The 24,078-nt window shown below is 70.8% G+C and carries 20 protein-coding genes; 7 read left to right on the top strand and 13 right to left on the bottom strand.

Going from position 1 to position 24,078, the window contains the following annotated elements; all coding sequences use genetic code 11:
• Positions 1-69: 69 nt before the first annotated feature.
• The 8 genes from efeO to Pme01_RS15610 form a co-directional block, all read right to left on the bottom strand.
• Positions 70-1,188, bottom strand: a complete 1,119-nt coding sequence (gene efeO / locus Pme01_RS15645; protein WP_168116427.1) for an iron uptake system protein EfeO — start codon at positions 1,186-1,188, stop codon at positions 70-72.
• Between the two features lie 42 nt (positions 1,189-1,230).
• The gene (gene efeU, locus Pme01_RS15640; protein ID WP_168116428.1) at positions 1,231-2,079 is read right to left on the bottom strand and encodes an iron uptake transporter permease EfeU; all 849 of its coding nucleotides are present in this window, start codon (positions 2,077-2,079) and stop codon (positions 1,231-1,233) included.
• A gap of 151 nt (positions 2,080-2,230) precedes the next feature.
• Positions 2,231-3,727 (bottom strand): adenosylhomocysteinase, encoded by a 1,497-nt coding sequence (gene ahcY / locus Pme01_RS15635; protein WP_168116429.1) that lies wholly within the window; start codon positions 3,725-3,727, stop codon positions 2,231-2,233.
• Positions 3,728-3,982: 255 nt separating this feature from the next.
• Positions 3,983-5,134 (bottom strand): mannose-6-phosphate isomerase, class I, encoded by a 1,152-nt coding sequence (manA, locus tag Pme01_RS15630; RefSeq protein ID WP_168116430.1) that lies wholly within the window; start codon positions 5,132-5,134, stop codon positions 3,983-3,985.
• A gap of 3 nt (positions 5,135-5,137) precedes the next feature.
• Positions 5,138-6,094: a cation diffusion facilitator family transporter gene (locus tag Pme01_RS15625; RefSeq protein ID WP_168116431.1), complete on the bottom strand. Its 957-nt coding sequence runs from the start codon at positions 6,092-6,094 to the stop codon at positions 5,138-5,140.
• A gap of 63 nt (positions 6,095-6,157) precedes the next feature.
• Positions 6,158-7,375, bottom strand: coding sequence for an SIS domain-containing protein (locus tag Pme01_RS15620; RefSeq protein ID WP_168116432.1), 1,218 nt, complete (start codon positions 7,373-7,375; stop codon positions 6,158-6,160).
• Positions 7,375-7,557, bottom strand: coding sequence for a Trm112 family protein (locus Pme01_RS15615; RefSeq protein ID WP_168116433.1), 183 nt, complete (start codon positions 7,555-7,557; stop codon positions 7,375-7,377). The genes Pme01_RS15620 and Pme01_RS15615 overlap by 1 nt, the downstream gene beginning before the upstream one ends.
• A 25-nt stretch (positions 7,558-7,582) precedes the next feature.
• On the bottom strand, positions 7,583-8,971 hold the full coding sequence (locus Pme01_RS15610; protein WP_168116434.1) for a phosphomannomutase/phosphoglucomutase: 1,389 nt from the start codon (positions 8,969-8,971) through the stop codon (positions 7,583-7,585).
• Positions 8,972-9,182: 211 nt separating this feature from the next.
• Between Pme01_RS15610 and Pme01_RS15605 the strand changes: the two genes are divergently transcribed.
• A complete protein-coding gene (locus tag Pme01_RS15605; RefSeq protein WP_168116435.1) occupies positions 9,183-10,619 on the top strand; it encodes a gamma-aminobutyraldehyde dehydrogenase in 1,437 nt (478 codons plus the stop codon).
• On the top strand, positions 10,620-11,909 hold the full coding sequence (gene gabT / locus Pme01_RS15600; protein ID WP_168116436.1) for a 4-aminobutyrate--2-oxoglutarate transaminase: 1,290 nt from the start codon (positions 10,620-10,622) through the stop codon (positions 11,907-11,909).
• Positions 11,910-12,045: 136 nt separating this feature from the next.
• Here gabT and Pme01_RS15595 read toward each other — a convergent pair whose 3' ends face one another.
• The gene (locus tag Pme01_RS15595; RefSeq protein ID WP_168116437.1) at positions 12,046-13,251 is read right to left on the bottom strand and encodes a saccharopine dehydrogenase family protein; all 1,206 of its coding nucleotides are present in this window, start codon (positions 13,249-13,251) and stop codon (positions 12,046-12,048) included.
• A gap of 169 nt (positions 13,252-13,420) precedes the next feature.
• Between Pme01_RS15595 and Pme01_RS15590 the strand changes: the two genes are divergently transcribed.
• The 4 genes from Pme01_RS15590 (at position 13,421) to Pme01_RS15575 (ending at position 18,325) form a co-directional block, all read left to right on the top strand.
• A complete protein-coding gene (locus Pme01_RS15590; RefSeq protein ID WP_168116438.1) occupies positions 13,421-14,956 on the top strand; it encodes an APC family permease in 1,536 nt (511 codons plus the stop codon).
• A gap of 120 nt (positions 14,957-15,076) precedes the next feature.
• Entirely contained in the window at positions 15,077-15,541 is a 465-nt protein-coding gene (locus Pme01_RS15585; protein WP_373315490.1) for an Lrp/AsnC family transcriptional regulator, read from the top strand.
• Positions 15,538-16,905, top strand: a complete 1,368-nt coding sequence (locus tag Pme01_RS15580) for an aspartate aminotransferase family protein (protein WP_168116440.1) — start codon at positions 15,538-15,540, stop codon at positions 16,903-16,905. Before Pme01_RS15585 ends, Pme01_RS15580 begins: the two co-directional genes overlap by 4 nt.
• Before the next feature lie 64 nt (positions 16,906-16,969).
• Entirely contained in the window at positions 16,970-18,325 is a 1,356-nt protein-coding gene (locus Pme01_RS15575; protein WP_168116441.1) for an NAD(P)/FAD-dependent oxidoreductase, read from the top strand.
• 64 nt (positions 18,326-18,389) lie between these two features.
• On the opposite strand, the gene Pme01_RS15570 is transcribed toward Pme01_RS15575, so the two are convergent.
• Positions 18,390-18,749 carry a DUF3499 domain-containing protein gene (locus Pme01_RS15570; protein ID WP_168116442.1) on the bottom strand — a complete coding sequence of 120 codons (360 nt, stop codon included), beginning with the start codon at positions 18,747-18,749 and terminating at the stop codon, positions 18,390-18,392.
• A gap of 344 nt (positions 18,750-19,093) precedes the next feature.
• Here Pme01_RS15570 and Pme01_RS15565 point away from each other — a divergent pair, with 344 nt between their 5' ends.
• Positions 19,094-19,459 carry a metallopeptidase family protein gene (locus Pme01_RS15565; RefSeq protein WP_203935655.1) on the top strand — a complete coding sequence of 122 codons (366 nt, stop codon included), beginning with the start codon at positions 19,094-19,096 and terminating at the stop codon, positions 19,457-19,459.
• 159 nt (positions 19,460-19,618) lie between these two features.
• Here the strand turns inward: Pme01_RS15565 and Pme01_RS15560 are convergent, their stop codons facing one another.
• The 3 genes from Pme01_RS15560 to Pme01_RS15550 all read right to left on the bottom strand — a co-directional run bounded on the left by Pme01_RS15560 (position 19,619) and on the right by Pme01_RS15550 (position 23,902).
• Positions 19,619-19,876, bottom strand: coding sequence for a WhiB family transcriptional regulator (locus Pme01_RS15560; protein WP_168116465.1), 258 nt, complete (start codon positions 19,874-19,876; stop codon positions 19,619-19,621).
• 404 nt (positions 19,877-20,280) lie between these two features.
• A complete protein-coding gene (locus tag Pme01_RS15555) occupies positions 20,281-22,815 on the bottom strand; it encodes a bifunctional FO biosynthesis protein CofGH (RefSeq protein ID WP_168116444.1) in 2,535 nt (844 codons plus the stop codon).
• Between the two features lie 55 nt (positions 22,816-22,870).
• Positions 22,871-23,902 (bottom strand): DUF2076 domain-containing protein, encoded by a 1,032-nt coding sequence (locus tag Pme01_RS15550; RefSeq protein ID WP_168116445.1) that lies wholly within the window; start codon positions 23,900-23,902, stop codon positions 22,871-22,873.
• Between the last annotated feature and the right edge of the window lie 176 nt (positions 23,903-24,078).

The raw sequence follows: 24,078 nt of genomic DNA, 5'->3' as shown, positions 1-24,078 counted from the left end.
CACCCTCCCGAACTCCGCGATCGTGGACGGTTGTTCAACCCGTAGGTCGCACAACCGTCCAAGACACGACTACTTGGCGATCACCGCCGCGACCTTGCTGATCGGCTCGGCCAGACCGTTGATGACGTCCGACAACTCCTTGATGTCGGCCTTGGACAGCTCGGTGTAGGACTTCCAGCCGGTACCGGCCTTGTGCTTGCCCAGCGCGGCGTCGACCGCCGCGAACTTGGCGGTCAGCTCGTCGGCCAGCTTCGGGTCGCGGGCGGTCAGGGCGTCACGCAGCGCGTCGACCGCGGCCTTGGAGCCCTCGACGTTGGCGGCGAAGTCCCAGAGGTCGGTGTGGGAGTACCGGTCCTCCTCGCCGGTGATCTTCCCGGTCGCGACCTCGTCGAGCAGCTCCTTCGAGCCGGTTGCCAACTGCACCGGGGACAGGTCCACCGACTTGGAACGGGTCACGATCTCCGTGACGTCGGTGACCAGCTTGTCCGCCACGCGGGCGTCACCGCTGACGTCGCCGGTGACCCACAGGTCCTTTTCGATCTTGTGGAAGCCGGTCCACTCCTGGCCGGCCTCGACGTCGTTCTCCCGCGCGTCGATCGCCGGGTCCAGGTCGCCGAACGACTCCGCCACCGGCTCGATGCGCTCCCAGTGGGTACGTGCGACCGGGTACAGCTCCTTGGCCTTCGCGGTGTCGCCCGCCTTCACGGCGGCCGCGAACTCGGTGGTCTTCGCCAGCAGGGCGTCGGCCTCGGTCGACACGTACGCCTTGTACGTCGCCACGGCCGCGGCCAGCTTGGGGTCGGACGCGAGCGCCGCCGCCTGACCGGTGACGGTCAGCTTGCCCCGGATCCCGTCGCCCTTCATACCGGGCTTGCAGGCGCTCTCGTACTCGCCGGCCGCCAGCTCGACGTGGACGTCGCGGGTGGTACCCGGGCCGATGTTCTCCACCTCGCCCTTGATGCTGCCGTCCTTGGCGTACACGTAGAACTCGGTGACCTTGCTGCCCTTGTTGGTCACCGAGAAGGTGTGGGCACCGGCGGGCAGCTCGGTCCGGGCGACCTCGCAGGCGCTGTCCGAGGCGCTGACGGCGATCTTCTGCGACTTGTCCGTCTTCTGCCCGCACGCCGCGAGGCCGGTGAGGGCGAGGGCGCCGAGCGTGACGCAGGCGGGCAGGCGGTGGCTACGCATGAAGGGCACTCCTGGCGGCGAGGATCGGGGGAAGAGGCTGGCTCAGGCGGCGGCGCTCGTCACGGGTACCCGCGTCACCGGGCGCGCCGGGCGCAGGAACAGGAACAGCACGGGCACGGCGTACGCGAGCCAGGCGGTCAGCTCGAACACGCTCATCGTGGGCGTGAGGTTGAACATGCCGCCCACCAGGGCCGAGTACCACGCGGCCGGGTCGATGACGTTGGAGAAGTCGAAGGCGTGGACGTTGCCGCCGGGCAGCACACCGGCCTCGTGGAAGTCGTGGACGGCGTACTTGAGGATGCCGGCCGCGACGAGGACCAGCAGCAGACCGGTCCACTTGAAGAACGTGGCGAGGTTGATCCGCACCGCGCTGGCGTACAGCGCCCAGCCGAGCGCGATGGACGCGACCAGTCCCAGCGTGATGCCGGCCAGCGGGCCGGCCGACGTGGTGGCGCCCTGCGCGGCGGTGTAGAACAGCGTCGCGGTCTCGAGCCCTTCCCGGGCCACGGCGAGGAACGCCATGCCGACCACGGCGAACCCGCCGACGTTGATCGCGTCGGACAGCTTCGTGCGCAGCTCGCCGGAGAGCTTCCGGGAGGTCCGCCGCATCCAGAAGATCATCCAGGTGACGAAGACGACGGCGACGACGGAGACCACGGCGTCGAAGAGCTCCCGCTTGCTCGAGGGCAGCAGATCCTGCGCCACGAACGTCAGCAGGGCGCCGAAGCCGACCGACAGCGCCACCGCGGCACCGACCCCCGCCCACACCTGGGGCAGTCGCTCCTTGCGGTCGGATTTCACCAGGAAGGCGACGAGAATCGTGACGACGAGCGTCGCTTCGAGGCCCTCACGCAGTCCGATGAGGAAGTTGCCGAGAAGGGCGTTCAACACGGCACGCTCCTGACACTGGATACGTTCCAGTTAGGTAGACCTTACTTAGGCTAGGGATACCTTACGGCGCGACCGGTGTCGGAAGTCAAGGTGACAGAACAAACAAAGATGCCGGCCACGGTGACCGTGGCCGGCATCTTCGGGAGATATATCAGTACCGGTAGTGCTCCGACTTGTACGGGCCCTCGACCGGGACGCCGATGTAGTCGGCCTGGTCCTTGGTCAGCGTGGTGAGCTTGACGCCGAGGGCGTCCAGGTGCAGCCGCGCGACCTTCTCGTCCAGGTGCTTGGGGAGGGTGTAGACCCCGACCGGGTACTGGTCGGTCTTGGCGTACAGCTCGATCTGCGCCATCACCTGGTTGGTGAACGAGTTGCTCATGACGAAGCTGGGGTGCCCGGTGGCGTTGCCCAGGTTCAGCAGCCGGCCCTCCGACAGCACGATGATCGAGTGCCCGTCCGGGAACACCCACTCGTGGACCTGCGGCTTGACCTCGTTCTTCACGATGCCCGGCGTCTTCGCCAGGCCGGCCATGTCGATCTCGTTGTCGAAGTGGCCGATGTTTCCCACGATGGCCTGGTGCTTCATCCGGGCCATGTGGGCGGCCGTGATGATGTCCTTGTTGCCGGTGGTGGTCACGAAGATGTCGACCATGCCGACGACGTCCTCGATCGTGGTCACCTGGTAGCCGTCCATCGCCGCCTGCAGCGCGCAGATCGGGTCGACCTCGGTGACGATCACGCGGGCGCCCTGGCCGCGCAGCGACTCCGCGCAGCCCTTGCCGACGTCGCCGTAGCCGCACACCAGCGCGACCTTGCCGCCGATGAGCACGTCGGTGGCCCGGTTGATGCCGTCGATGAGCGAGTGCCGGCAGCCGTACTTGTTGTCGAACTTCGACTTGGTCACCGAGTCGTTGACGTTGATCGCCGGGAACAGCAGCGTGCCGGCGCGGGCCATCTCGTACAGCCGGTGCACGCCGGTGGTGGTCTCCTCGGTGACGCCCTTGATCCCGGCCGCCACCCGCGTCCACCGCTGGTTGTCCTCGGCGAGGGAGCGGCGCAGCGTCTCCAGGATGACGCCGTACTCCTCGCTGTCGTGCTCGGACACCGCCGGCACCGCGCCCGCGCCCTCGAACTCCGCACCCTTGTGGACCAGCAGGGTGGCGTCCCCGCCGTCGTCGAGGATCATGTTCGGGCCGCCGCCGTCCGGCCACAGCAGCACCTGCTCGGTGCACCACCAGTACTCGGGCAGCGTCTCGCCCTTCCAGGCGTACACCGGTACGCCCTGCGGGTTGTCCGGCGTGCCGTTCGGACCGACCGCGATCGCCGCGGCGGCGTGGTCCTGGGTGGAGAAGATGTTGCACGACGCCCACCGGACCTGGGCGCCCAGCGCGACCAGCGTCTCGATCAGGACCGCGGTCTGGATCGTCATGTGCAGCGACCCGGTGATCCGCGCTCCGCGCAGCGGCTGGGCGTCGCCGTACTCGCGGCGCAGCGCCATCAGGCCGGGCATCTCGTGCTCGGCCAGCTGAATCTCCTTGCGGCCGAACGCCGCGAGGGACAGGTCGGCAACCTTGAAATCACCGTCAGCCACGGTCTGCGGACGGCCGGCTGCGGCCGCGTTGGCCCGCGGCTGAATTGTGCTCGTCATGAAGTCTCCAGATCTGCCAATGCGTAAGCGGGCGGCAACAATCCAGCGTACGCGCAACAGAAAACGCGCGGGGCGGTGGTGTCCGACACCACCGCCCCGCGTCTCCCCCCGGTTTGGTTCCCCCACGCACAGCTCGCACTCCCAGAGGAGTGACAATGCGTGGTTATTAAGTTACAGGCTGCAGTCTTACCGTCAAGGCGAATGGGGACATTCCAGGTTGCAAGTCGGGTGCAGACCAGCGCCCGTACGGGCTGGTCAGGCGATCGTCGCCTGGTAGACCTCACCCGAGCCGGCGACCGTGGCGGCACGGCCGGCCCTCCCGAAGGCGGCCTGCCCGCCGGCGAGGACCACCTCCCCCGCGCCGTCGTCGACCCGAACCTCTCCGCGCAGGCAGAACACGATGCGCGGGCCGTCGCCGGGCAGGGTGATCGCGGAACCGTCCGGCAGGGCCCGGTACAGCGCGAAGTCGTCGACCGGCGCCGGCCAGGTCACCAGCCCCGGCGCCACCTCGCGCGGGCGTACGACCGGATCGGCGAGGACCTCGAAGCGCAGTACCCGCAGCAGCTCCGGCACGTCCACGTGCTTCGGCGTGAGCCCGCCCCGCAGCACGTTGTCGCTGGCGGCCATGATCTCGACCCCGGTACCGCGCAGGTACGCGTGCAGGTTGCCCGCCGGCATCCAGACCGCCTCGCCCGGTTGCAGTGTGACGTGGTTGAGCAGCAGCGCGACCACCACGCCGAGGTCGTCCCGGTACCGCTGCCCCAGCGCCGTGGCCAGCTCGTAGCCGGACCGGCCGCGCGCCGCCGCGACGACGCCCTTGACCAACGCGGAGCGCTCGGCCTCGGCCAGCTCCATCAGGCCGGTGACCGCCTCGCGCAGAGCCACGCCCGGATCCGCGCCGCGCAGCGCGGCGACGGTGGGCGCGAGCTCGGCGACGTCGAGGCCCGCGAGCAGGGTCGCCGTCACCGCCGGGTCGCGGAACCCGCACAGCGCCTCGAACGGCTCGACCGCGACCAGCAGCTCAGGCTTGTGGTACGGGTCCCGGTAGTTGCGGTCCGGCGCGTCGCGCGGCTTGCCGGCCGCCTCCTCCGCGGCGAACCCCTCGGCCGCCTGCCCGCTGGTGGGGTGGGCCTGCAACGACAGCGGCTCGGCGGCGGCCAGCACCTTCAGCAGGAACGGCAGCCGCTCCCCGAAGCGGGCGACAGTACCGGCGCCGAGCACGCCGGCCGGGTCGCCCGCGATCACCTCGGTCAGCAGCACCCCGCCCGCCGCCGACGGGCTGCCCGGGTGCGCACCCATCCACAGCTCGGCCTCGGGCCGCCCGGTCGCGGGCCGCCCCTGCAGGGCCGCGAGAACGGTTCGCGACCCCCAGGCGTACCCGCGGACCGGGTTGTCGAGCGGCTCCACGGATCAGCTCTCCGTCAGCGCCGACTCGGCCTCCACGCTGGTCCCCGGCTTCCGGTAGATGTCGGGCTCAAGGTAGATCATCTTCGCGATCGGTACGGCGGAGCGGATGCGCCGCTCGATAGCGTCGATGCCCTTGGCGACCGCACCGGCGGTCTCGTCGTGGCGGACCGCGATCTTCGCCGCCACCAGCAGGTCCTCCGGGCCGACGTGAACGGTACGCATGTGGATGATCCGCTCGGCCTCGTCGCCTTCCAGGATCGCCCGCTCGATCTTCGCGACCGTGTCGGCCGTGGCCGACTCGCCGAGCAGCAGGCTCTTCATCTCCACCGCGAGGACGAACGCGACCGCCACCAGCAGCAGGCCGATCGCCGCGGTACCGACGCCGTCCCAGATCCCGTTGCCGGTCAGGATCGTCAGGCCGACGCCGAACAGCGCGAGCACCAGGCCGATCAGCGCCGCGAAGTCCTCCAGCAGGATCACCGGCAGCTCCGGTACCCGGGAACGGCGGATGAACTCCGGCCAGCTCGCGTCGCCGCGGATCTGGTTGGTCTCGTGGATCGCGGTCCGGAACGACAACGACTCCAGCACGATGCCGATCACCAGGACCACGATCGGGACCCACTGCCATTTGAGGATCGGCTCGGGGTGGGAGATCTTGTGGTACGCCTCGTAGAGGGCGAACAGACCACCCACGAAGAAGAGCATGATCGAGACGACGAACGCATAGATGTAGCGCTCCCGCCCGAAGCCGAACGGATGCTTGGGCGTCGCGTGGCGTTTCGCCCGCTTGCCGCCGATCAGCAGCAGCACCTGGTTGCCGGAGTCGACGAGCGAGTGGATCCCCTCCGCCAGCATCGACGACGACAGGGTCAGCGCGAAGGCGACGAACTTCGTCACCGCGATGCCGAGGTTGGCCGCGAGCGCCGCGACCACCGCCTTGTTACCACCGCCGGCACTCATGCCGTCACCTCGCTGGCGCTCGGCGACGGCGCTCGCCAAAGCACTGAGTTACTGATTCGCTCGCTACGCTCGCTCATGCCGCGACAGCTCCTTCATCTCCGAGACGGCCGGCACGGCCATCGGGTCCAGGCCGTGGGCCAGACCGAGGTACATCGAGGCGAAGTCGGGGACCGCGACGAGCGACGCCAGTCGCTCCAGCGGCGACGCGCCCTCGGCGGTCACCACGCTCACGCGTACCCCGCGACGCTCGGCCAGAGCCTGCACCGCGTCGGCGCGGCGCTCCTCGACGGCGAGCGGCTCGCCCTGGTCGTCGGTGTCGTCGGAGAGGCCGCCGTCGCGCAGCAGCACCAGCCGCAGCCGGGTCACGTCCTCGTCGCTCTCACCCGGGTCGGCGAAGATGTCGCGGCCGGCCTCGGTCAGGCCGCCGTAGACCCCGTCGAGCAGGCCGACGCGCCCGCGCCCGGCCTCGCCCAGCGCGCCCGCCACCGCCGGGTAGCGCGCGTTCGAGCTGAGGGTGTCGGCGAAGCGGCGGGCTGCGAGCGTCGCCAGCGACGACGAGCCCCAGATCACCGGGATCGAGTTGGCGAGGTCGAGGGCGAGCGCCTTGGCCGGGTTGACGAACGACTCCAGGGCGGGCCGGCACCGGTCGGCGTCCATGTCGAGCCGGGTCGCGGTCTCCGCCAGGTCGGCCTCGTTGACCTTGACCAACCCGAGGGTACGGGCGGCCAGCAGCACCGGCACGGTGAGCGCCCACAGGCTGGCCCGGGCCGGGGCACGCCGCGGCACCGGGATGAACGGCGCGCGGGCGCGCTCTGCCATGGACTGCAGCTCGGAGTCGGGAGCGCCGATCGCGACCAGCCGGGCGCCGCGCCGGGAGGCCGCCTCGGCGGCGGCCAGCGCCTCGGGCGAGCGGCCCGACGCCGATACCGCGATGACCACGTCACCGGCGCCGACCCAGCCCGGGATGCCGGCGCTGCGGTGCGCGAGTACCGGGACCGGGCAGCGGGCACCGGCGACCGTGGCGAGGATCTCGCCGGTACGCGCGGCGGTACCCACGCCCGCGACGACCACGGCCCTGGGCCGGCCCTCGTCGGCGATCGAGCCGAGGTTGGCCTCGGCCGCCAGGGCGGCGGACTCGCGCACCTGTGCTCCGGAGGACGCCGTGGCGCGCAGCATCCCGCCGGGGTCGGCGGTCGCCAGCGCCTCGGCGTCGTCGAGCAGGTCGAGATCCAGGTGCCGGTGGCCTCGGACGCCGGCCTCGCCCTCGAACGGACCGGCCATCAGGACTTCTCGCCGCCCTGACGGGCCTCGTCGAGCAGCAGGACCGGGATGCCGTCGCGGACCTCGTAGACGCGGGCGCACTCGGTGCAGGTCAGCGTCGAAGCCGTGGCGTCGTAGTCGAGGGCCGCGTGGTGCTCATCGGGGCAGCGCAGGATCTCCAGCAGCGCCGGGTCGAGTGACACGGTCGTTCTCCTTAATGTCTTTTGCTCAACCCCGCACGATAGCGAGGACCTGGTCGCGTAGCTGAGCCATCCGCTCCGGAGTCGGCGCCTCCACGTTCAGGCGCAGCAGCGGCTCCGTGTTGGACGGGCGCAGGTTGATCCAACTGCCGTCGGGCAGGTCCACGGTCAGCCCGTCGAGGGTGTCGACGTGCGCGCCCTCGACACCGGCGAACGCGGCCTCGACCTCGGCGGTTCTGGCCCGCTGGTCGGTGACCGTGGAGTTGATCTCACCCGAGTCCGTGTACCGGATGTACCTGCTGACCAGGGCCGACAGCGGCTCGTCCTGCTCACCGAGCGCGGCGAGGACGTGCATCGCGGCCAGCATGCCGGTGTCGGCGTACCAGAAGTCGCGGAAGTAGTAGTGCGCGGAGTGCTCGCCACCGAACACCGCGTTGGTACGTGCCATCTCGGCCTTGATGAAGGAGTGCCCCACCCGGGTACGGATCGGCTCGCCGCCGTTCTCGCTCACGATCTCGGGTACCGCCCGGCTGGTGATCAGGTTGTGGATGATCACGCTGCCGGGGTGCTTGTCGAGCTCCCGTACCGCGACCATGGCGGTGACCGCCGACGGCGAGACCGCCTCGCCGCGCTCGTCGACGAAGAAGCACCGGTCCGCGTCGCCGTCGAACGCGATGCCCAGGTCCGCACCGTGCTCACGAACGGCCTTCTGCAGGTCGACCAGGTTGGCCGGCTCCAGGGGGTTGGCCTCGTGGTTGGGGAACGAACCGTCCAGCTCGAAGTACAGCGGCACGATCTCCAGCGGCAGCCGGTCGAGCACGGCGGCGCCGAGCACCGCCGGGACGGTGTACCCGCCCATGCCGTTGCCGGCGTCCACGACCACCTTCAGCGGCCGGATCTTGGAAAGGTCGACGAGGGTACGCAGGTGCGCCGCGTACTGGGTGAGCAGGTCCTGACGCGTGGCGCTGCCCTCCCCGTCGCCGACGGCGGCGGTCCCGTCGAGGATGCGCTGCGCCCGGTCACGGATCTCGGCCAGGCCGGTCTCCTGCCCGATCGGCCGGGCGCCGGCCCGGCACATCTTGATGCCGTTGTACCGCGCCGGGTTGTGGCTGGCGGTGAACATCGCGCCGGGGATGTCGAGCGAGCCCGAGGCGTAGTACAGCAGGTCGGTCGAGCCCAGCCCGGCCTCCACCACGTCCGCGCCGGCCGCGCGGGCGCCCCGGATGAACGCCCCGGACAGCGCCGGCGAGGAGTCCCGCATGTCGTGCGCGACCACCACGCGGGAGGCGTCGTCACCGCCCGCGCGCACGGTCTGCACGAAGGCCGCGCCGAGCGCTTCGGCGGTCGCCTCGTCCAGTTGGTCGGGAACCGTCCCGCGGACGTCGTACGCCTTGACGATGCGACTCAGGTCGGACACGGGTTCGGGCTCCTCGGGGGTACGTCGTCGGATGTACCCAGGAGCCTACCGATCGCGGCCCACGCTCCGCCGACGACACCGGGCACGCGCCCTCCCCGGACCCTCAGCCCTGGTCCGCACCGACGGAAACGATCGAAATACGGCCTTGCCTGCTGCGGATTCGATGGAAGGATGTGGCTTTGAAGGCGGATATCAGTGCTGGAGGCCAGGCATGCCCGACAAGCGTGTACTTTCCAACTTCATCGACGGAGCCGCGCGTGAGCCGGCCGACGGCCGGTACGCGGACCTGATCGATCCTTCCACCGGGGAGGTCTTCGCGGCAGCCCCTGTCTCCGGCGCGGAAGACGTCGACCGCGCCATGCGGGCGGCCGAGAAGGCGTTCGAGACCTGGCGCGACACCACGCCCGGCGACCGGCAGCGGGCGCTGCTCAAGTTTGCCGACGCGGTCGAGGCGCGCGCCGACGAACTGGTCGCCGCGGAGAGCCAGAACACCGGCAAGCCGATCGGCCTGACCACGGACGAGGAACTCCCCCCGGCGGTCGACCAGCTCCGGTTCTTCGCCGGCGCCGCCCGGCTGCTGGAGGGGCGCTCCGCCGGGGAGTACCTGGCCGGGCACACCAGCTACGTGCGGCGCGAGCCGATCGGGGTGGTCGGCCAGGTCACCCCCTGGAACTACCCGCTCATGATGGCGGTGTGGAAGATCGCCCCGGCGCTCGCCGCCGGTAACACGGTCGTGCTCAAGCCGTCCGACACGACCCCGGTCACCACGCTGATGCTGGCCGAGATCGCCGCCGAGTTCCTGCCCCCGGGCGTACTCAACGTGGTCACCGGCGACCGGGACACCGGCCGCGCCCTGGTCAACCACCCCACCCCCCGGCTGGTCTCGATCACCGGCTCGACCCGCGCCGGCATGGAGGTCGCCACCGCGGCCGCCGCCGACCTCAAGCGCACCCACCTCGAGCTCGGCGGCAAGGCCCCCGTGGTGATCTTCGACGACGCCGACGTGGAGGCCGCCGCCGAGGCGATCGCGATCGGCGGCTACTTCAACGCCGGGCAGGACTGCACCGCCGCCACCCGGGTGCTGGCCGCCCCCGGGATCCACGACGACTTCGTGGCCGCCCTCGCCGAGCAGGCCCGCGGCACCAGGACCGGAGCCCCCGACGACGAGGACGTCCTGTACGGCCCGCTCAACAACGCCAACCAGCTCGCCCGGGTCGCGGGCTTCGTCGACCGGCTGCCCGACCACGCCGAGCTGCGGGCCGGTGGTTCCCGGGTGGGCGACCGGGGCTACTTCTACTCCCCCACCGTCGTCGCGGGGCTGAACCAGAACGACGAGGTCATCCAGGACGAGATCTTCGGCCCGGTCATCACCGTGCAGCGCTTCACCGACGAGGACGAGGCGGTGCGCTGGGCCAACGGCGTCAAGTACGGCCTGGCCTCCTCGGTCTGGACCCGCGACCACGGCCGTGCGATGCGGATGACGCGCCGGCTGGACTTCGGCTGCGTCTGGGTCAACACCCACATCCCCCTGGTGGCGGAGATGCCGCACGGCGGCTTCAAGCACTCCGGCCACGGCAAGGACCTTTCGGTGTACGGGCTGGAGGACTACACCCGGGTCAAGCACGTCATGCACAACATCGAGGCCTAGATGTCGTCGTCTGCTGAGCTGCACAAGCGGCGGGCAGCCGCTGTCGCCCGTGGCGTCGGCTCCGTCATCTCGTCCTATGTGGAGCGTGCTGGCGGCGGCACGCTCGTCGACGTCGACGGCCGGGAGTGGGTCGACTTCGCCGCCGGCATCGCCGTCACCAACGTCGGCAACTCCGCGCCCCGGGTGGTGGCGGCCGTCCGCGAGCAGGTTGAGCGCTTCACCCATACCTGCTTCATGGTCGCCCCGTACGAGCAGTACGTGGCCGTCTGCGAGCAGTTGGCCGCGCTGACGCCGGGGACGTTCGACAAGCGGTCGGCGCTGTTCAACTCCGGCGCCGAGGCGGTGGAGAACGCCGTGAAGGTGGCCCGGCACGCCACCGGCAGGCCGGCCGTGGTGGTGTTCGACCACGCGTACCACGGCCGCACCAACCTCACCATGGCGATGACGGCCAAGTCGATGCCGTACAAGCACGGCTTCGGCCCGTTCGCGCCGGAGGTGTACCGCGCGCCGATGTCGTACCCACTGCGCGACGGCGGACTGTCCGGTGTGGACGCCGCCGTGCGCGCCATCGAGGTCATCGAGAAACAGGTCGGCGCCTCGAACGTGGCGGCCGTCCTGATCGAGCCGATCCAGGGCGAGGGCGGCTTCGTGGTACCCGCGCCGGGGTTCCTCCCCGCCATCGCGGCGTGGGCGCGCGAGGCCGGTGCGGTCTTCGTCGCCGACGAGATCCAGACCGGCTTCTGCCGTACCGGCGACTGGTTCGCGTCCTCCCACGAGGGCGTCGAGCCCGACCTGGTCGCCACGGCGAAGGGCATGGCGGGCGGGCTGCCGCTGGCGGGCGTGACCGGGCGCGCGGAGTTGATGGACTCCGTGCACCCCGGCGGGCTGGGCGGCACGTACGGCGGGAACCCGATCGCCTGCGCCGCCGCGCTCGCGGCCATCGAGACCATGCGCGAGCTGGACCTGTGCGCCGCGGCGCGGCGGATCGAGTCGGTGCTCCGGCCGGGCCTGGAAGAGTTGGCCGCACGGCATCCGGCGATCGGTGAGGTACGCGGCCGTGGCGCCATGCTCGCCATCGAACTGGTGGTGCCGGGTGCCTCCGGGCCGACCGGGCCCGAGCCGGATCCGGTGACGACGGCGCGGGTCGCGCTGGCGTGCCACGAGGCGGGGCTGCTGGTGCTGACCTGCGGTACGCACGGCAACGTGCTGCGTTTCCTGCCGCCCCTGGTCATCTCCGACGAGCACCTCGCCCGCGGCCTGAAGATCCTGGGGTCCGCACTGGCGTCATGATCGACGACTTTGACGACCCTGGAGTTGTGGCGCCTGCCGCCCGCCTCCGCGGCAGCGGTGCAGCGGCGCCACAACTCCAAGATCGCTACTGGGAGCGGCTCAGCTTATCGTGTCCGCGTTCCGTGCTCGCGGCGACTCACTGCTCGCGAATGCCCCACGGGGAGCCGTACTCGACGAGCTTGTCCAGGAACGGGACGGCGTCGAACGCCTCCGGCCCGAGCACGCCGACGCCCGACCACGTACCCGATGCCAGCAGTTCGAGCGCGACGATCGGGTTGACGGCGGTCTGCCAGACGACCGCCTGGGAGCCGTACTCGCGCATCGACCACTCATTGTCGACCACGTGATAAAGATATATCGACTTATACTGATTTGATCGGTCCAGGCCCGTAACCAAGGTTCCAGCACACGTCTTGCCGCGCATTCGTTCACCCAGGGTCGCCGGGTCGGGCAGGCACGCCGCCACGACGTCGCGCGGGGCCACCGAAACGCCACCGACCTTCACCGGTCCGGTCGAGTCCAGCCCCAGCTTGTGCAACGTCTTCAGCACCTCGATGAACTCGTTGCCGAGGCCGTACTTGAACGTCACGCGCCGGGCCTTGACCCAGCGCGGGATCAGCAGCACCTCCTCGTGCTCCACGTTCACGCACTCGACCGGCCCGATGCCGGCCGGGAAGTCGAAGACCTCCGGCTCGGAGAACGGTTCCGTGGTGTACCAGCCGCGGTCGGCCTCCCAGACCACCGGCGGGTTGAGGCACTCCTCGATCGTCGTCCAGATCGAGAACGTCGGGGCGAAGTCGTAGCCGTCCACGACCAGGTTGGCGCCGTCCCGGACGCCGATCTCGTCGACGCGGGAGAAGAGGTGGTCCGCGGCGTACCGGGCGAACACATCGGACAGTCCGGGCTCGACGCCGATGCCCACGAGCGCGAGCCGTCCATTGGCGGCCCAGTCGTCGGCCACCGCGAACTGCTCGTCGCCGAGCTTGACGCCGCAGTCGCGGTACGGTCGCTCCGGATGCGGGCTGGACAGGGACATGGCCATGTCGAGGTAGTCCGCGCCGGCCGCGTACGCGCCGGAGAAGATCGACATGACGAAACGGGGATCGACCGCGTTGAGCACGTGCGTGATGCCGTGCTCGCGGCACAGCGCCGCGACGGCCTCCGGCGCGGAGGCGTCGACCCGGGCGGCCACGAAGCGGGGATCGCCGGTGCCCGACGCCGCTTTCTCGGCCCGCGCCGCGTCATGGTCGGCGACGACGAACGCGTCGAAGAAGTCGCGCCTCGCGGCGATACCGGCCGCGGCAGCACCTACGCCGCCGGCGCCCACGAGAAGTACCCGCATGGGTGCGCCTTTCACCAGAAGACGGGCACAGCCACGTAACCGTGGCGGCCCACGTAAGACTGAAACCGTTATCGAAGCACGTTACTGCTACGGAAACCCTTGTCAAGAGCATCCAAACCTGCGATAAACGCAGCACGTCGATCTCTCTCCCACTCCGAGGATGGCTGCGATGACCGCTTCCGCTCCCCCGGCGACCCCGGCCCGGTCGCCCGCTGACAAGGGCCTCAGGCTCGGCGCCATCGGCCTGTTATCGACCGTCGTGATCGGCGTGGCCTCGACCGCTCCGGGCTACAGCCTCGCGGCAACCATGGGCTACGTCGCGGACGAGGTCGGCACCAAGGGGCCGATCATCATGCTGTTGGCGTTCATCCCGATGCTGTTCATCTCGTACGCGTACAAGGCGCTCAACAACGTCGACCCCGACTGCGGCACCAGTTTCACCTGGGTGGCGCGCGTGTTCAGCCGGCGCCTCGGCTGGCTCACCGGTTGGGTGATCGTCGCCGCGGACGTCATCGTGATGGCCAACCTCGCCCAGATCGCCGGCAAGTACACGTTCGACCTGCTGGGGCTCAAGGAACTGGGTGGCAACACGTGGGCCGTGACCGGCCTGGGCTGCGTCTGGATCCTCGTCATGACCTGGATCGCCTGGCGGGGCGTCGAACTGTCGGCGCGTACCCAGGTCGTCCTGCTCGGCCTGGAACTGCTCGTCCTCGCGGTGTTCTCGGTCGTCGCACTGGTCCAGGTGTACGCGAACAGCGCCGGCGACCAGTCCATCCACCCGTCGCTGGACTGGTTCAACCCGTTCGGCGGCGGCATGGACTTCAAGACGCTGTCGGCGGCCTTCCTGCTCGCGGTCTTCATCTACTGGGGCTGGGACTCGGCGGTCGCGGTCAACGAGGAGACCGACAACCGCGCGGTGACCCCGGGACGCGCCGCGGTGCTCTCGACGGTGATCCTGCTGGCGACCTACGTGATCGTCACGGTGGCCGCCCAGGCGTACGCCGGTGTCGGCTCCGACGGCATCGGCATGACCAACCCGGACACCATCGACGACCCGCTCTCCGGGATCGGCGAGGCGGTGCTCGGCGGCTGGGGCGCGAAGTTCCTCTTCCTCGCGGTGCTGTCGTCGGCCGCCGCGTCGACCCAGACCACGATCCTGCCGACCGCCCGGACGACGCTGTCGATGGCCGCATACAAGGCCGCACCGAAGGTGTTCGGCGACGTCCACCCGCGCTACCAGACACCGACCGTGTCGACCTGGGCGATGGGTATCGCGTCGGTCGTGTTCTACGCCGGCCTCACCTGGTTGAGCCCGGGTTCGCTCAACGACCTCATCGCGGCCATCGGTCTGCTGATCGCGTTCTACTACGGGTTGACCGGCTTCGCCTCCGCCTGGTACTTCCGCAACGAGCCGGGCCGCACGGCGAAGGACCTGTGGCTGAAGGTGATCATGCCGCTGCTGGGCGGCGTGATCCTGCTGGTCGCGTTCGTCAAGACCGCCATCGACAGCTTCCCGGCGGGAGGCGACAGCGAGACGTCGCCGTTCGGCATCGGCGGCGTGTTCGTCCTCGGCATCGGCTCGATCCTGGTCGGCGTCGTGCTGATGGTGGCGTGGAACGCGGTGCGCCCGGAGTACTTCCGGGGCACCACGATGCGCGAGGGTGTCGCGGTCGGCGAGCACGGCGAGGAGGTCCTCAGCGACTGACGCACCTACCCCGGAGATGGGGGCGTCGCGACCCTGCGGTGCCCCCAACTCTGCGGAATCATGATAATAGGCACGGTCTGCCGACGGATTTCATTGATAAATGAGCGGTCACGCGAGAGAATCCATGGCGTGGTGGAGCCGGTGCTGGACGACGTGAACAAGCTGATCATCGAACAGTTGCAGCGCGACGGCCGCCTGTCCTACGCCGCCCTGGCAAAGATCGTGGGGCTGTCGGAGGCGGCGGTCCGCCAGCGGGTACAGCGACTGCTCGACGGTGGCGTGATGCAGATCGTCGCCGTGACCGATCCCCTCATGCTCGGCTTCGCACGCCAGGTGATGATCGGCATCAAGGTGACCGGGGACCTGCGCGCGGCGGCCGACGCGATCGCCGCGATCCCCGAGGTCGACTACGTCGTCATCTGCGCCGGGGGCTACGACCTCCTCGTCGAGCTCGTCTGTACCGACGACGACCACCTGCTGCATCTCCTCAACGACACCATCCGGACCGTCCCCGGCGTCACCGCGACGGAGACGTTCGTCTATCTCAAACTAGCCAAGCAAACCTACGCCTGGGGGACCCGATGACCGACGGCGATGCCATGTACGCGGCGGCCCGCGACCACCTGTGGATGCACTTCACCCGGCTGTCCGCGTACGCCGAGGCCGACGTACCCGTGATCGTGCGCGGCTCCGGCCCGTACGTGTACGACTCGCGCGGCAAGCGCTACCTCGACGGCCTGTCCGGGCTGTTCGTGGTACAGGTCGGCCACGGCCGTACCGAGCTGGCCGAGGCCGCCGCGAAGCAGGCCGCCGAGCTCGCGTACTTCCCGCTGTGGTCGTACGCACACCCCGCGGCGATCGAGCTGGCCGACCGGCTCGCCGGGCTTGCCCCGGGCGACCTCAACCGGGTCTTCTTCACCACCGGCGGCTCGGAGGCCGTCGAGAGCGCCTGGAAGCTCGCGCGTAGCTACTTCAAGCAGGTCGGCAAGCCGATGAAGACCAAGGCGATCTCGCGGGCCGTCGCGTACCACGGCACCTCGATGGGCGCCCTGTCGATCACCGGCCTGCCCGTGCTCAAGCAGGAGTTCGAGCCGCTGATCCCGTCGACGTTCCGGGTGCCGAACACGAACTACTACCGGCGTCCCGATCAGTCCATGACCGAGGAGCAGTTCGGGATCTGGGCCGCCGACCGGATCGCCGAGGCGATCGAGTTCGAGGGGCCGGACACGGTCGCGTGCGTCTTCCTGGAGCCGGTCCAGAACGCCGGCGGCTGCTTCCCGCCGCCGCCCGGGTACTTCCAGCGGGTACGCGAGATCTGCGACCGCTACGACGTGCTGCTCGTCTCGGACGAGGTGATCTGCGCGTTCGGCCGGCTCGGCGAGTACTTCGGCGCCGACCGGTACGGCTACCAGCCCGACATCATCACCTCTGCCAAGGGCCTGACCTCCGGCTACGTCCCGCTCGGCGCGATGATCGCCTCGGAGCGGCTGGCCGAGCCGTTCCTGGGCGGCACGAGCTGGTTCGCCCACGGCATCACGTACGGCGGGCACCCGGTCGCCTCCGCGGTGGCCCTGGCCAACCTGGACATCTTCGAGCGCGAGGACCTCAACGGGCACGTGCGCGCCAACAGCGGACTGTTCCGGTCGTACCTGGAGCGCCTGACCGACCTGCCGATCGTCGGCGACGTGCGCGGCGACGGGTACTTCTTCGGCATCGAACTGGTCAAGGACAAGGCCACCAAGCAGTCGTTCAACGACGAGGAGTGCGAGCGGCTGCTGCGCGGGTTCCTGTCGAAGGCGCTCTTCGACGCCGGCCTGTACTGTCGGGCCGACGACCGGGGTGACCCGGTCATCCAACTGGCCCCGCCGCTGGTCTGCGACGAGTCGCACTTCGCGGAGATCGAGCAGATCCTGCGGAGCGTGCTCACCGAGGCCTGGACGCATATGTGAGCACCGTGGGTGGCCCATTGAGCACCGCGGCTGGTCCACCGGCCCGACGTCACCGCCGAGCGCCGTGACCGGCGGACCAGCCGCGGCCGGGCCGTACTGGTTGTCCGGTGTGGACAACGTGGCCCGCAGGCCCGCACTCCCCGGCGACCGGGACGTCGACGTCGCCATCGTCGGTGCCGGCTTCACCGGACTGTGGACTGCCTACTACCTGGCCACCACCGCCCCGGGGCTGCGGATCGCGGTACTGGAGGCCGAGTACGCCGGCTTCGGCGCTTCCGGGCGCAACGGCGGCTGGTGCTCCGCGCTGTTCCCGAAGCCCGTCTCCGCCCTCGCCCGCCGGTATGGCCGCGGACCGGCCGTCGCCCTGTACCAGGCGCTGCGCGACACCGTCGACGAGGTGGGCCGGGTGGCCGCCGCCGAGCAGATCGACTGCCACTACGCCAAGGGCGGCACGGTCGTGCTGGCCCGGTCGGCCGCCCAGCTCGACCGGGCCCGCGCCGAGGTGGCCGAGGCCGAGGAGTACGGCCTGCCCCTGTCGCTGCTGTCCGCCGCCGAGGCCCGGGCCCGCTGCGGCGCCTGCGGGGTACTCGGCGGCACGTACACGCCGGACTGCGCCGCGATCCACCCGGCGCGGCTGGTCCGTGGCCTGGCCGGAGCGGTCGAACGCCGGGGCGTCACCGTCCACGAGGGCACCCGGGTACTCGCCGCGCGGCCCGGCGCGGTGGTCACCGCCACCGGGACGGTGCGGGCCGACGTGGTGGTACGCGCCACCGAGGGGTACACGCCGGGCCTGCCCGGCCTGCGGCGCGCCCTCGCCCCGGTGTACTCGCTGATGATCGCGACCGAGCCGCTGCCGGCGGCGTTCTGGGACCGGGTGGGGCTGAGCCGCCGCGAGACCTTCTCCGACCACCGCCACCTCATCATCTACGGGCAGCGCACCGCCGACGACCGGCTCGCCTTCGGAGGGCGGGGCGCGCCGTACCACTTCGGGTCGCGGGTCCGGCCGTCGTACGACCGGGAGCCGGCCGTCTTCGCCGCGCTGCGGGCGACCCTGGCCGACCTGTTCGGCGACGAGCTACCGGTGAGCCACGCCTGGGGCGGCCCGCTGGGCGTACCGAGGGACTGGATGCCGTCGGTCGGCCTGCGCGACGGGCTGGGGTGGGCCGGCGGCTACGTCGGCGACGGCGTCGCGACGTCCAACCTCGCCGGGCGTACGCTCGCCGACCTGATCCTCGGCGTCGACAGCGAGCGGGTCCGGCTGCCGTGGGTCGGCCACCGGTCGCGGCGCTGGGAGCCGGAGCCACTGCGCTGGGTGGGCGTCAACGCCGGTCTCCGGCTGGCCGGCGCGTCAGACGCCGAGGAGGCGCGTACCGGCCGGTCCTCGCGGCTGGCCCGACTACTGACCCCACTGTTCTCGTAAGCGGCGCTGTCTCGTAAGCGGCGCTGTTCTCGCGGGTGGCGGGCGGCGCCCGCGGAACGCTGAGCTACCGGCCCGGCGGGATGACGCGCAGGTGGCCACGGCGGCCCAGATGCTGCCCGAGGCCGTCACCGAGGTCGTCACGCTGGACCGGCGGCTTGGCCGCCTCCCGGACCGCCTCGGCCAGCGCGACGAGGTCGTCACTGCTCGGCGGCGGGGGTTCGAACTCGCCGTCGTGACGCACCAGGTCCCAGCCGCGCGGGGTGGTCAGGCTACGTGCGTGCTGCTCGCACAGATCGTACGAGTGTGGCTCGGCGAACGCGGCCAACGGACCGACCACCGCGGTCGAATCGGCGTAGACATAGGTGAGCGTCGCGACGGGCTGCCGGGGACAGCCATTGCGGGAGCAGCGTCGTGGTGACCTCACGGCGGAACGGTATCGCCCCGCGCCTCATGGCACGCCGTGCTGGCCTCACGACACGCCGAGTCCGATCATCACACCGGTACGACGATCACGAATGGGACACACCGGATGGCGCGCCGTGCGGTCTTGTCGCAGGCCGGCGCTAATCTGGCGACGTGACCAGTCCCGACCGACGCCATCGCGGAGCCTCCGGCGCAGCCTCGGGTCCCGCCGGAGCCTCCGGCGCAGCCTCAGGTCCCGCCGGAACCCCGGGCCACGGCGGCGGAGCGTCCAGCGCAGCCCCGGGCCACGGTGGTCCTGGTCGGCGCGGGCGCGACCGTCACGGACGGGGGCTGCGAGGCCGCCTCGTGCCCGCCTCGGCGCCGCTCTCCCGGACCCGCGCCGAGATCTTCGACGATCTTGTGCTCGACGCGGTGGAGGTGCTGGAGCAGCGGTTCTCCAAGGAGCTGGCCGGGGTGGAGTTCGCGGTCGAGGACGTACCGCCCGACCTCAACGTGTACGACTCCGACGTGCTCGAGGACGGGGACGTGCCGCTGGCCCGGCTGCTGCCCGGCCGGCCCGGCCGCCACGGCGTGCCGCCCCGGATCGTGCTCTACCGGCGGCCGCTGGAGTTCCGCGCGACCGACCGTGACGACCTGGGCGACCTCGTGCACGACGTGATCATCGAACAGGTCGCCAACCTGCTCGGGGTGGCGCCGGAGGATCTCGACTGATCCGGGTCCGGCCGAGGTTGAGCACGGCAGCACGGACGGCGCCACCGTCGAATCGCATGATCGTCAGTTCGCGGGCTCTGCCCGCCCGCGGACGCGGCGAGGGCGGGCACCCGATCCCCCGACCGGTACCCGCCCTCGTGCCAGCTCTGCGTCCCCCTGCTAGGCCGCCCGGCGCTTGAGCTTGCGACGCTCGCGCTCGGACAGTCCGCCCCAGATGCCGAAGCGCTCGTCGTGCCCGAGCGCGTACTCAAGGCAGTCCGCCTTCACATCGCACCGCGTGCAGATGCGCTTCGCCTCGCGGGTCGAGCCCCCCTTCTCGGGAAAGAACGCTTCCGGGTCGGTTTGGGAGCACAGAGCGCGCTCCTGCCACTCGGGCGCGTCACCTAGCAGGTCGGCCACTACACCTCGGCCGTCCATCAGCGTGCCTCCTTCTTGCGCGCCGGCCATGCCGACGCAACCCCCCACGCGGAAGGCGCATCCCGTCGGAAACGCGTTCCGATTTGCACGAAACATGGCGCTTCCCAGCGCCCTGATTGAGCATCCCCAGTGAAATTACACGCGTGTAATGCTCGCGTCGTCAAGCGGAACCTGATAAATAGGCCCTGCCCTCCAACACCCCGTCCTCGTCCGATTCGCCCGATGTCGGACCCGAACCGATTCGCGCGGTGTCGTACTGTTACCGACCCAGCCGGGCGGTTGGTAACGCCCTTTTCCGCGATTTCGGCGCGCCGTTCGGCGTGGCGCATTCCAATTCCGCTGATCGTGGGGTAACCGACGGCGAACCGTCGGGCATATTCGGACAATCGGATGATTGCCGACGTTCAGTGCACGAGTGCATAGGTGGTCGTCCGCTCCCGCGCCGGTCGACCCGCAGTCGCCGCGATCCGGTGCAACTGCTCGACGGTACGGGCGGAGCCGTGCTCACTGCCGGCCATCCGGGAGATGGTCTCCTCCATCAGCGTGCCGCCCAGATCGTTGGCTCCCCCGCGCAGCAGCGCGACGGTGCCCTCGTCGCCGAGCTTCACCCACGAGCACTGGATGTTCGCGATCCGGCCGTGCAGCAGGATCCGGGCCATCGCGTGCACCGCCCGGTTGTCGCGCCAGGTCGGGCCCGGCCGGGCGATCCCGGCGAGGTAGATCGGCGCGCTGTTGTGCACGAACGGCAGCCCGACGAACTCGGTGAACCCTCCGGTGCGGTCCTGCAGCGCCGCGAGGGTACGCAGGTGCCCCAGCCAGTGCCGCGGGTTGTCGACGTGGCCGTACATCATCGTCGAGCTGGACCGGACGCCCAGTTCGTGAGCGGTGGTCACAACCTCGATCCAGGTCGCCGCGGGCAGCTTGCCCTTGGTCAGCACCCACCGGACCTCGTCGTCGAGGATCTCGGCGGCGGTACCGGGGATCGTGTCCAGGCCCGCGTCGCGCAGCTCGGTCAGCCATTCCCGCACCGACACCCCGGCCTTGGCCGCCGCGGTGACGATCTCCATCGGGCTGTAGGCATGCACATGCATACCCGGTACCCGCCTCTTGATCGCTTTAATCAATTCCGGGTACGTCGACACCGGCAATTGTGGGTCGATGCCGCCCTGCATGCAGACCTCGGTCGCGCCTGCCAGCCACGCCTCCTCCGCCCGCTCGGCGACCTGCTCCACCGAGAGCCGGTACGCGTCGGCATCCCGCTCCCGCTGGGCGAAGGCGCAGAACCGGCACCCGACGTAACAGACGTTCGTGAAGTTGATGTTGCGGTTGACCACGTACGTGACGTCGTCGCCGACCGCGTCGCGACGCAAGCCGTCGGCGATGCGGGTCAGTTCGTCCAGCGCGGTGCCGTCGGCGGTGAACAGCGCGAGGGCCGCGGCCTCGCGGGCCGGGTCGAGCAGCGCGGCCGGGTCGGAGGCGGCCAGCGACAGCGCCGCCGTCAGGTCACCGCCGAGCCGGGCCGGACCCGTGGACAGGCGGGCGGCCGTGTCCTCGGCCGCCGCGTGCGCGGCGACCTCGGCCCAGTCGCCGTACACCGTGTCGAAGTCGCCGCGCCGGTCGGCGCTGCGACCGGTCGTGTCGATCGTGGCGTGCAGGTCGGTCCGGCCGGTGTCGGGGAACCCGCCGTCGGGCTCCTGCCACGGCTGGCCGACCGCCCTCGCCTCCTCGACCGCGAGCCCGGTCACCGGGTCGGCCAGGGCCGTCACGTGGCCCCACACCCGCGGGTCGATCCAGGTCTCGCCGCGCCGGACGTACTCCGGGTAGACGGTGAGCCGCTCGCGCAGGGCGAAGCCGGCGGCGGCGCTGCGGCGGGCCAGCTCGTCGATCTGCGGCCAGGGGCGCTCCGGGTTGACGTGGTCGGGCGTCAGTGGGGACACCCCGCCCCAGTCGTCGATGCCGGCGCGCAGCAGCAGCTCGTACTCGCCCGCGATCAGGTTGGGCGGCGCCTGGATGCGGGCCTTGGGCCCGAGCACGAGGCGGGCGACCGCCACCGTGGCGGCGAGGTCGTGCAGGTCGGCGTCGGGCATGCCACGCATGGCCGTGTCCGGCTTGGCGCGGAAGTTCTGCACGATGACTTCCTGGACGTGCCCGTACTCGCGCGACAGCCGCCGGATCGCGAACAGCGAGTCGACCCGCTCGGCGAGCGTCTCGCCGATGCCGATCAGGATGCCGGTGGTGAACGGGATCCCCACGCGGCCGGCGTCCTCCAGTACCCGCAGGCGGACCGCCGGCTCCTTGTCCGGGGACCCGTAGTGCGGCCCACCGGGCTCGCTCCACAGCCTGGTCGCGGTCGTCTCGAGCATCATGCCCATGCTCGGCGCGACGGGTCGCAGCCGCTGCAGCTCCGCCCAGGACATCACGCCGGGGTTGAGGTGCGGCAGCAGGCCGGTCTCCTCGAGGACCGCGATCGCGCAGGCCCGCACATAGTCCAGTGTGGACGAGTACCCGCGCTCCTCCAGCCAGGCCTTGGCCTGGGGCCACCGCGTCTCCGGGCGGTCGCCGAGGGTGAACAGGGCCTCCTTGCAGCCCATCGCGGCGCCCTGCCGGGCGATCGCCAGGACCTCGTCGCGCTCCAGGTACGGTGCCGGGACCCGGTGCGGGACCGTCACGAACGTGCAGTAGTGGCAACGGTCCCGGCACAGCCGGGTGAGCGGGATGAAGACCTTTTTCGAGTACGTGACGACGCCCGGTCGGTCCGCGTCGGCGAGGCCCGCGTCGCGCACCCCGGCGGCGATGCCGAGCAGCTGGTCGAACGCCTCCTCTCGGGAGGAGAGCAACGTCGTCGCCTCGGCCGGGTCGAGCGGGCGCCCGTCTGAGGCTCGGCGCAGCGCGCGTCGGATGGCGCTGTCGGATATCGGCTGGCTCCTACCGGTGCTCACCCGATCAACAGTAGGCGTTGTACCCCGGCCCGCACCCGGGCGGGCGGTGGGGCTCTCAGCCCTGTGGACGGTTCCACTGGTCAGAGGGCCCTTCGGGGGCGACCGCGGGCCGGATCGGCCGGGTCGCCTCCGAGTTGTCGTCCCTGTTCTCCGGGGTCTCGGGAGCCTGCGGGGTAGCGGCGGCCGGGGTCTCGGGAGCCGGGGCGGCGGGGGGCTCCGGCGCCGGAGCGTATGCCTGCGGCGGCGCTGCTCCCTGTGGGGCCTCGGTGTGCGGAGCCGCCCAGGCGCTGGGCTGCCCGCCGTACGGCTGTCCGTACTGCTGACCGTACTGCTGGAAGGCGGGCGGGTACCCCGGCTGGCCGTAACCGGCCGGCTGGGTCGGCTGGGCGTACCCGGCGGGGTAGCCGGGCTGGCCGTAGCCGGGCTGGGGGTAGCCCGGCTGGGGGTAGCCCGGCTGCGCGTAACCGGGCGCGTACCCGCCGGCGTACGGCGGGTGGGCCGGGGCCGGCCTGGCCGACGGGTACAGGCCCTGGAAGATCTGGAACACGGCGAACGCGGCGATGGCGAGCAGTCCGAACTCACCGGCCCGGATCAGCAGCTCCTCGAACGCCCGCCGGGCCGAGCTCATCCCGAGGATCGCCTGGCCGTTCGTCACGCCGTGCAGGAAGTCCACCAGCAGGCACAGCGCGCCGAAGACGGCCGACACCCCGTACTCCACGAGCGCGACGACGGTGACGACCCTGGCGTGCGGCACCCGCGGCTTGAGGTGGGCGAGCAGCACGGCCAGCAACGGGAACCCGATCGAGATCAGACCGACGAAGCTGCTGAACGTGCCGCCGGCCCGCTGTACGAAGCTCCCCGACCAGTCGTCGAAGATCACGATCAAGTCGATCATCGCGAACAGCAGGATCAGCGCGTTCGCGAGGAGGAGCAGGAACGCGGCGGGCTGCCGCAGCGGCTCGGTGAGCTGACGGATGCTCTTGTCCGCCGGTTCGGCGGGCGCGGTGCCGACCGGACCGGACGGCGCGCTGTCGCCCGGCGTACCGGCCGGCGCGGCTGGCGGCGTGTCGTTGGGCTGGCTGGTCACGGCTGCCCCCAGAGGGTCGGCGGTCAGTGGCTGCCCGGGCGCGACGGGCACGGTGAACCGGAACGCCGGATCGAAGCCTAGTACCCGTACCGCCCGCCGTGGTGCAGCGCCGGACCCTCGTGGCGCACCACCGGACCCGAAGGGCCCGCGTCGGGCCGGTACGCGAGGATGGCAGG

It is taken from the genome of Planosporangium mesophilum (assembly GCF_016863255.1).
GTDB lineage: Bacteria > Actinomycetota > Actinomycetes > Mycobacteriales > Micromonosporaceae > Planosporangium > Planosporangium mesophilum.
This window is presented reverse-complemented; position numbering and strand designations above follow the sequence as displayed.

Coding starts and splice junctions, on each gene's coding strand:
- efeO (WP_168116427.1), bottom strand. CDS start 1,188: ATGCGTAGCCACCGCCTGCCCGCCTGCGTCACGCTCGGCGCCCTCGCC.
- ahcY (WP_168116429.1), bottom strand. CDS start 3,727: ATGACGAGCACAATTCAGCCGCGGGCCAACGCGGCCGCAGCCGGCCGT.
- Pme01_RS15625 (WP_168116431.1), bottom strand. CDS start 6,094: ATGAGTGCCGGCGGTGGTAACAAGGCGGTGGTCGCGGCGCTCGCGGCC.
- Pme01_RS15620 (WP_168116432.1), bottom strand. CDS start 7,375: ATGGCCGGTCCGTTCGAGGGCGAGGCCGGCGTCCGAGGCCACCGGCAC.
- Pme01_RS15605 (WP_168116435.1), top strand. CDS start 9,183: ATGCCCGACAAGCGTGTACTTTCCAACTTCATCGACGGAGCCGCGCGT.
- gabT (WP_168116436.1), top strand. CDS start 10,620: ATGTCGTCGTCTGCTGAGCTGCACAAGCGGCGGGCAGCCGCTGTCGCC.
- Pme01_RS15595 (WP_168116437.1), bottom strand. CDS start 13,251: ATGCGGGTACTTCTCGTGGGCGCCGGCGGCGTAGGTGCTGCCGCGGCC.
- Pme01_RS15590 (WP_168116438.1), top strand. CDS start 13,421: ATGACCGCTTCCGCTCCCCCGGCGACCCCGGCCCGGTCGCCCGCTGAC.
- Pme01_RS15580 (WP_168116440.1), top strand. CDS start 15,538: ATGACCGACGGCGATGCCATGTACGCGGCGGCCCGCGACCACCTGTGG.
- Pme01_RS15560 (WP_168116465.1), bottom strand. CDS start 19,876: ATGGACGGCCGAGGTGTAGTGGCCGACCTGCTAGGTGACGCGCCCGAG.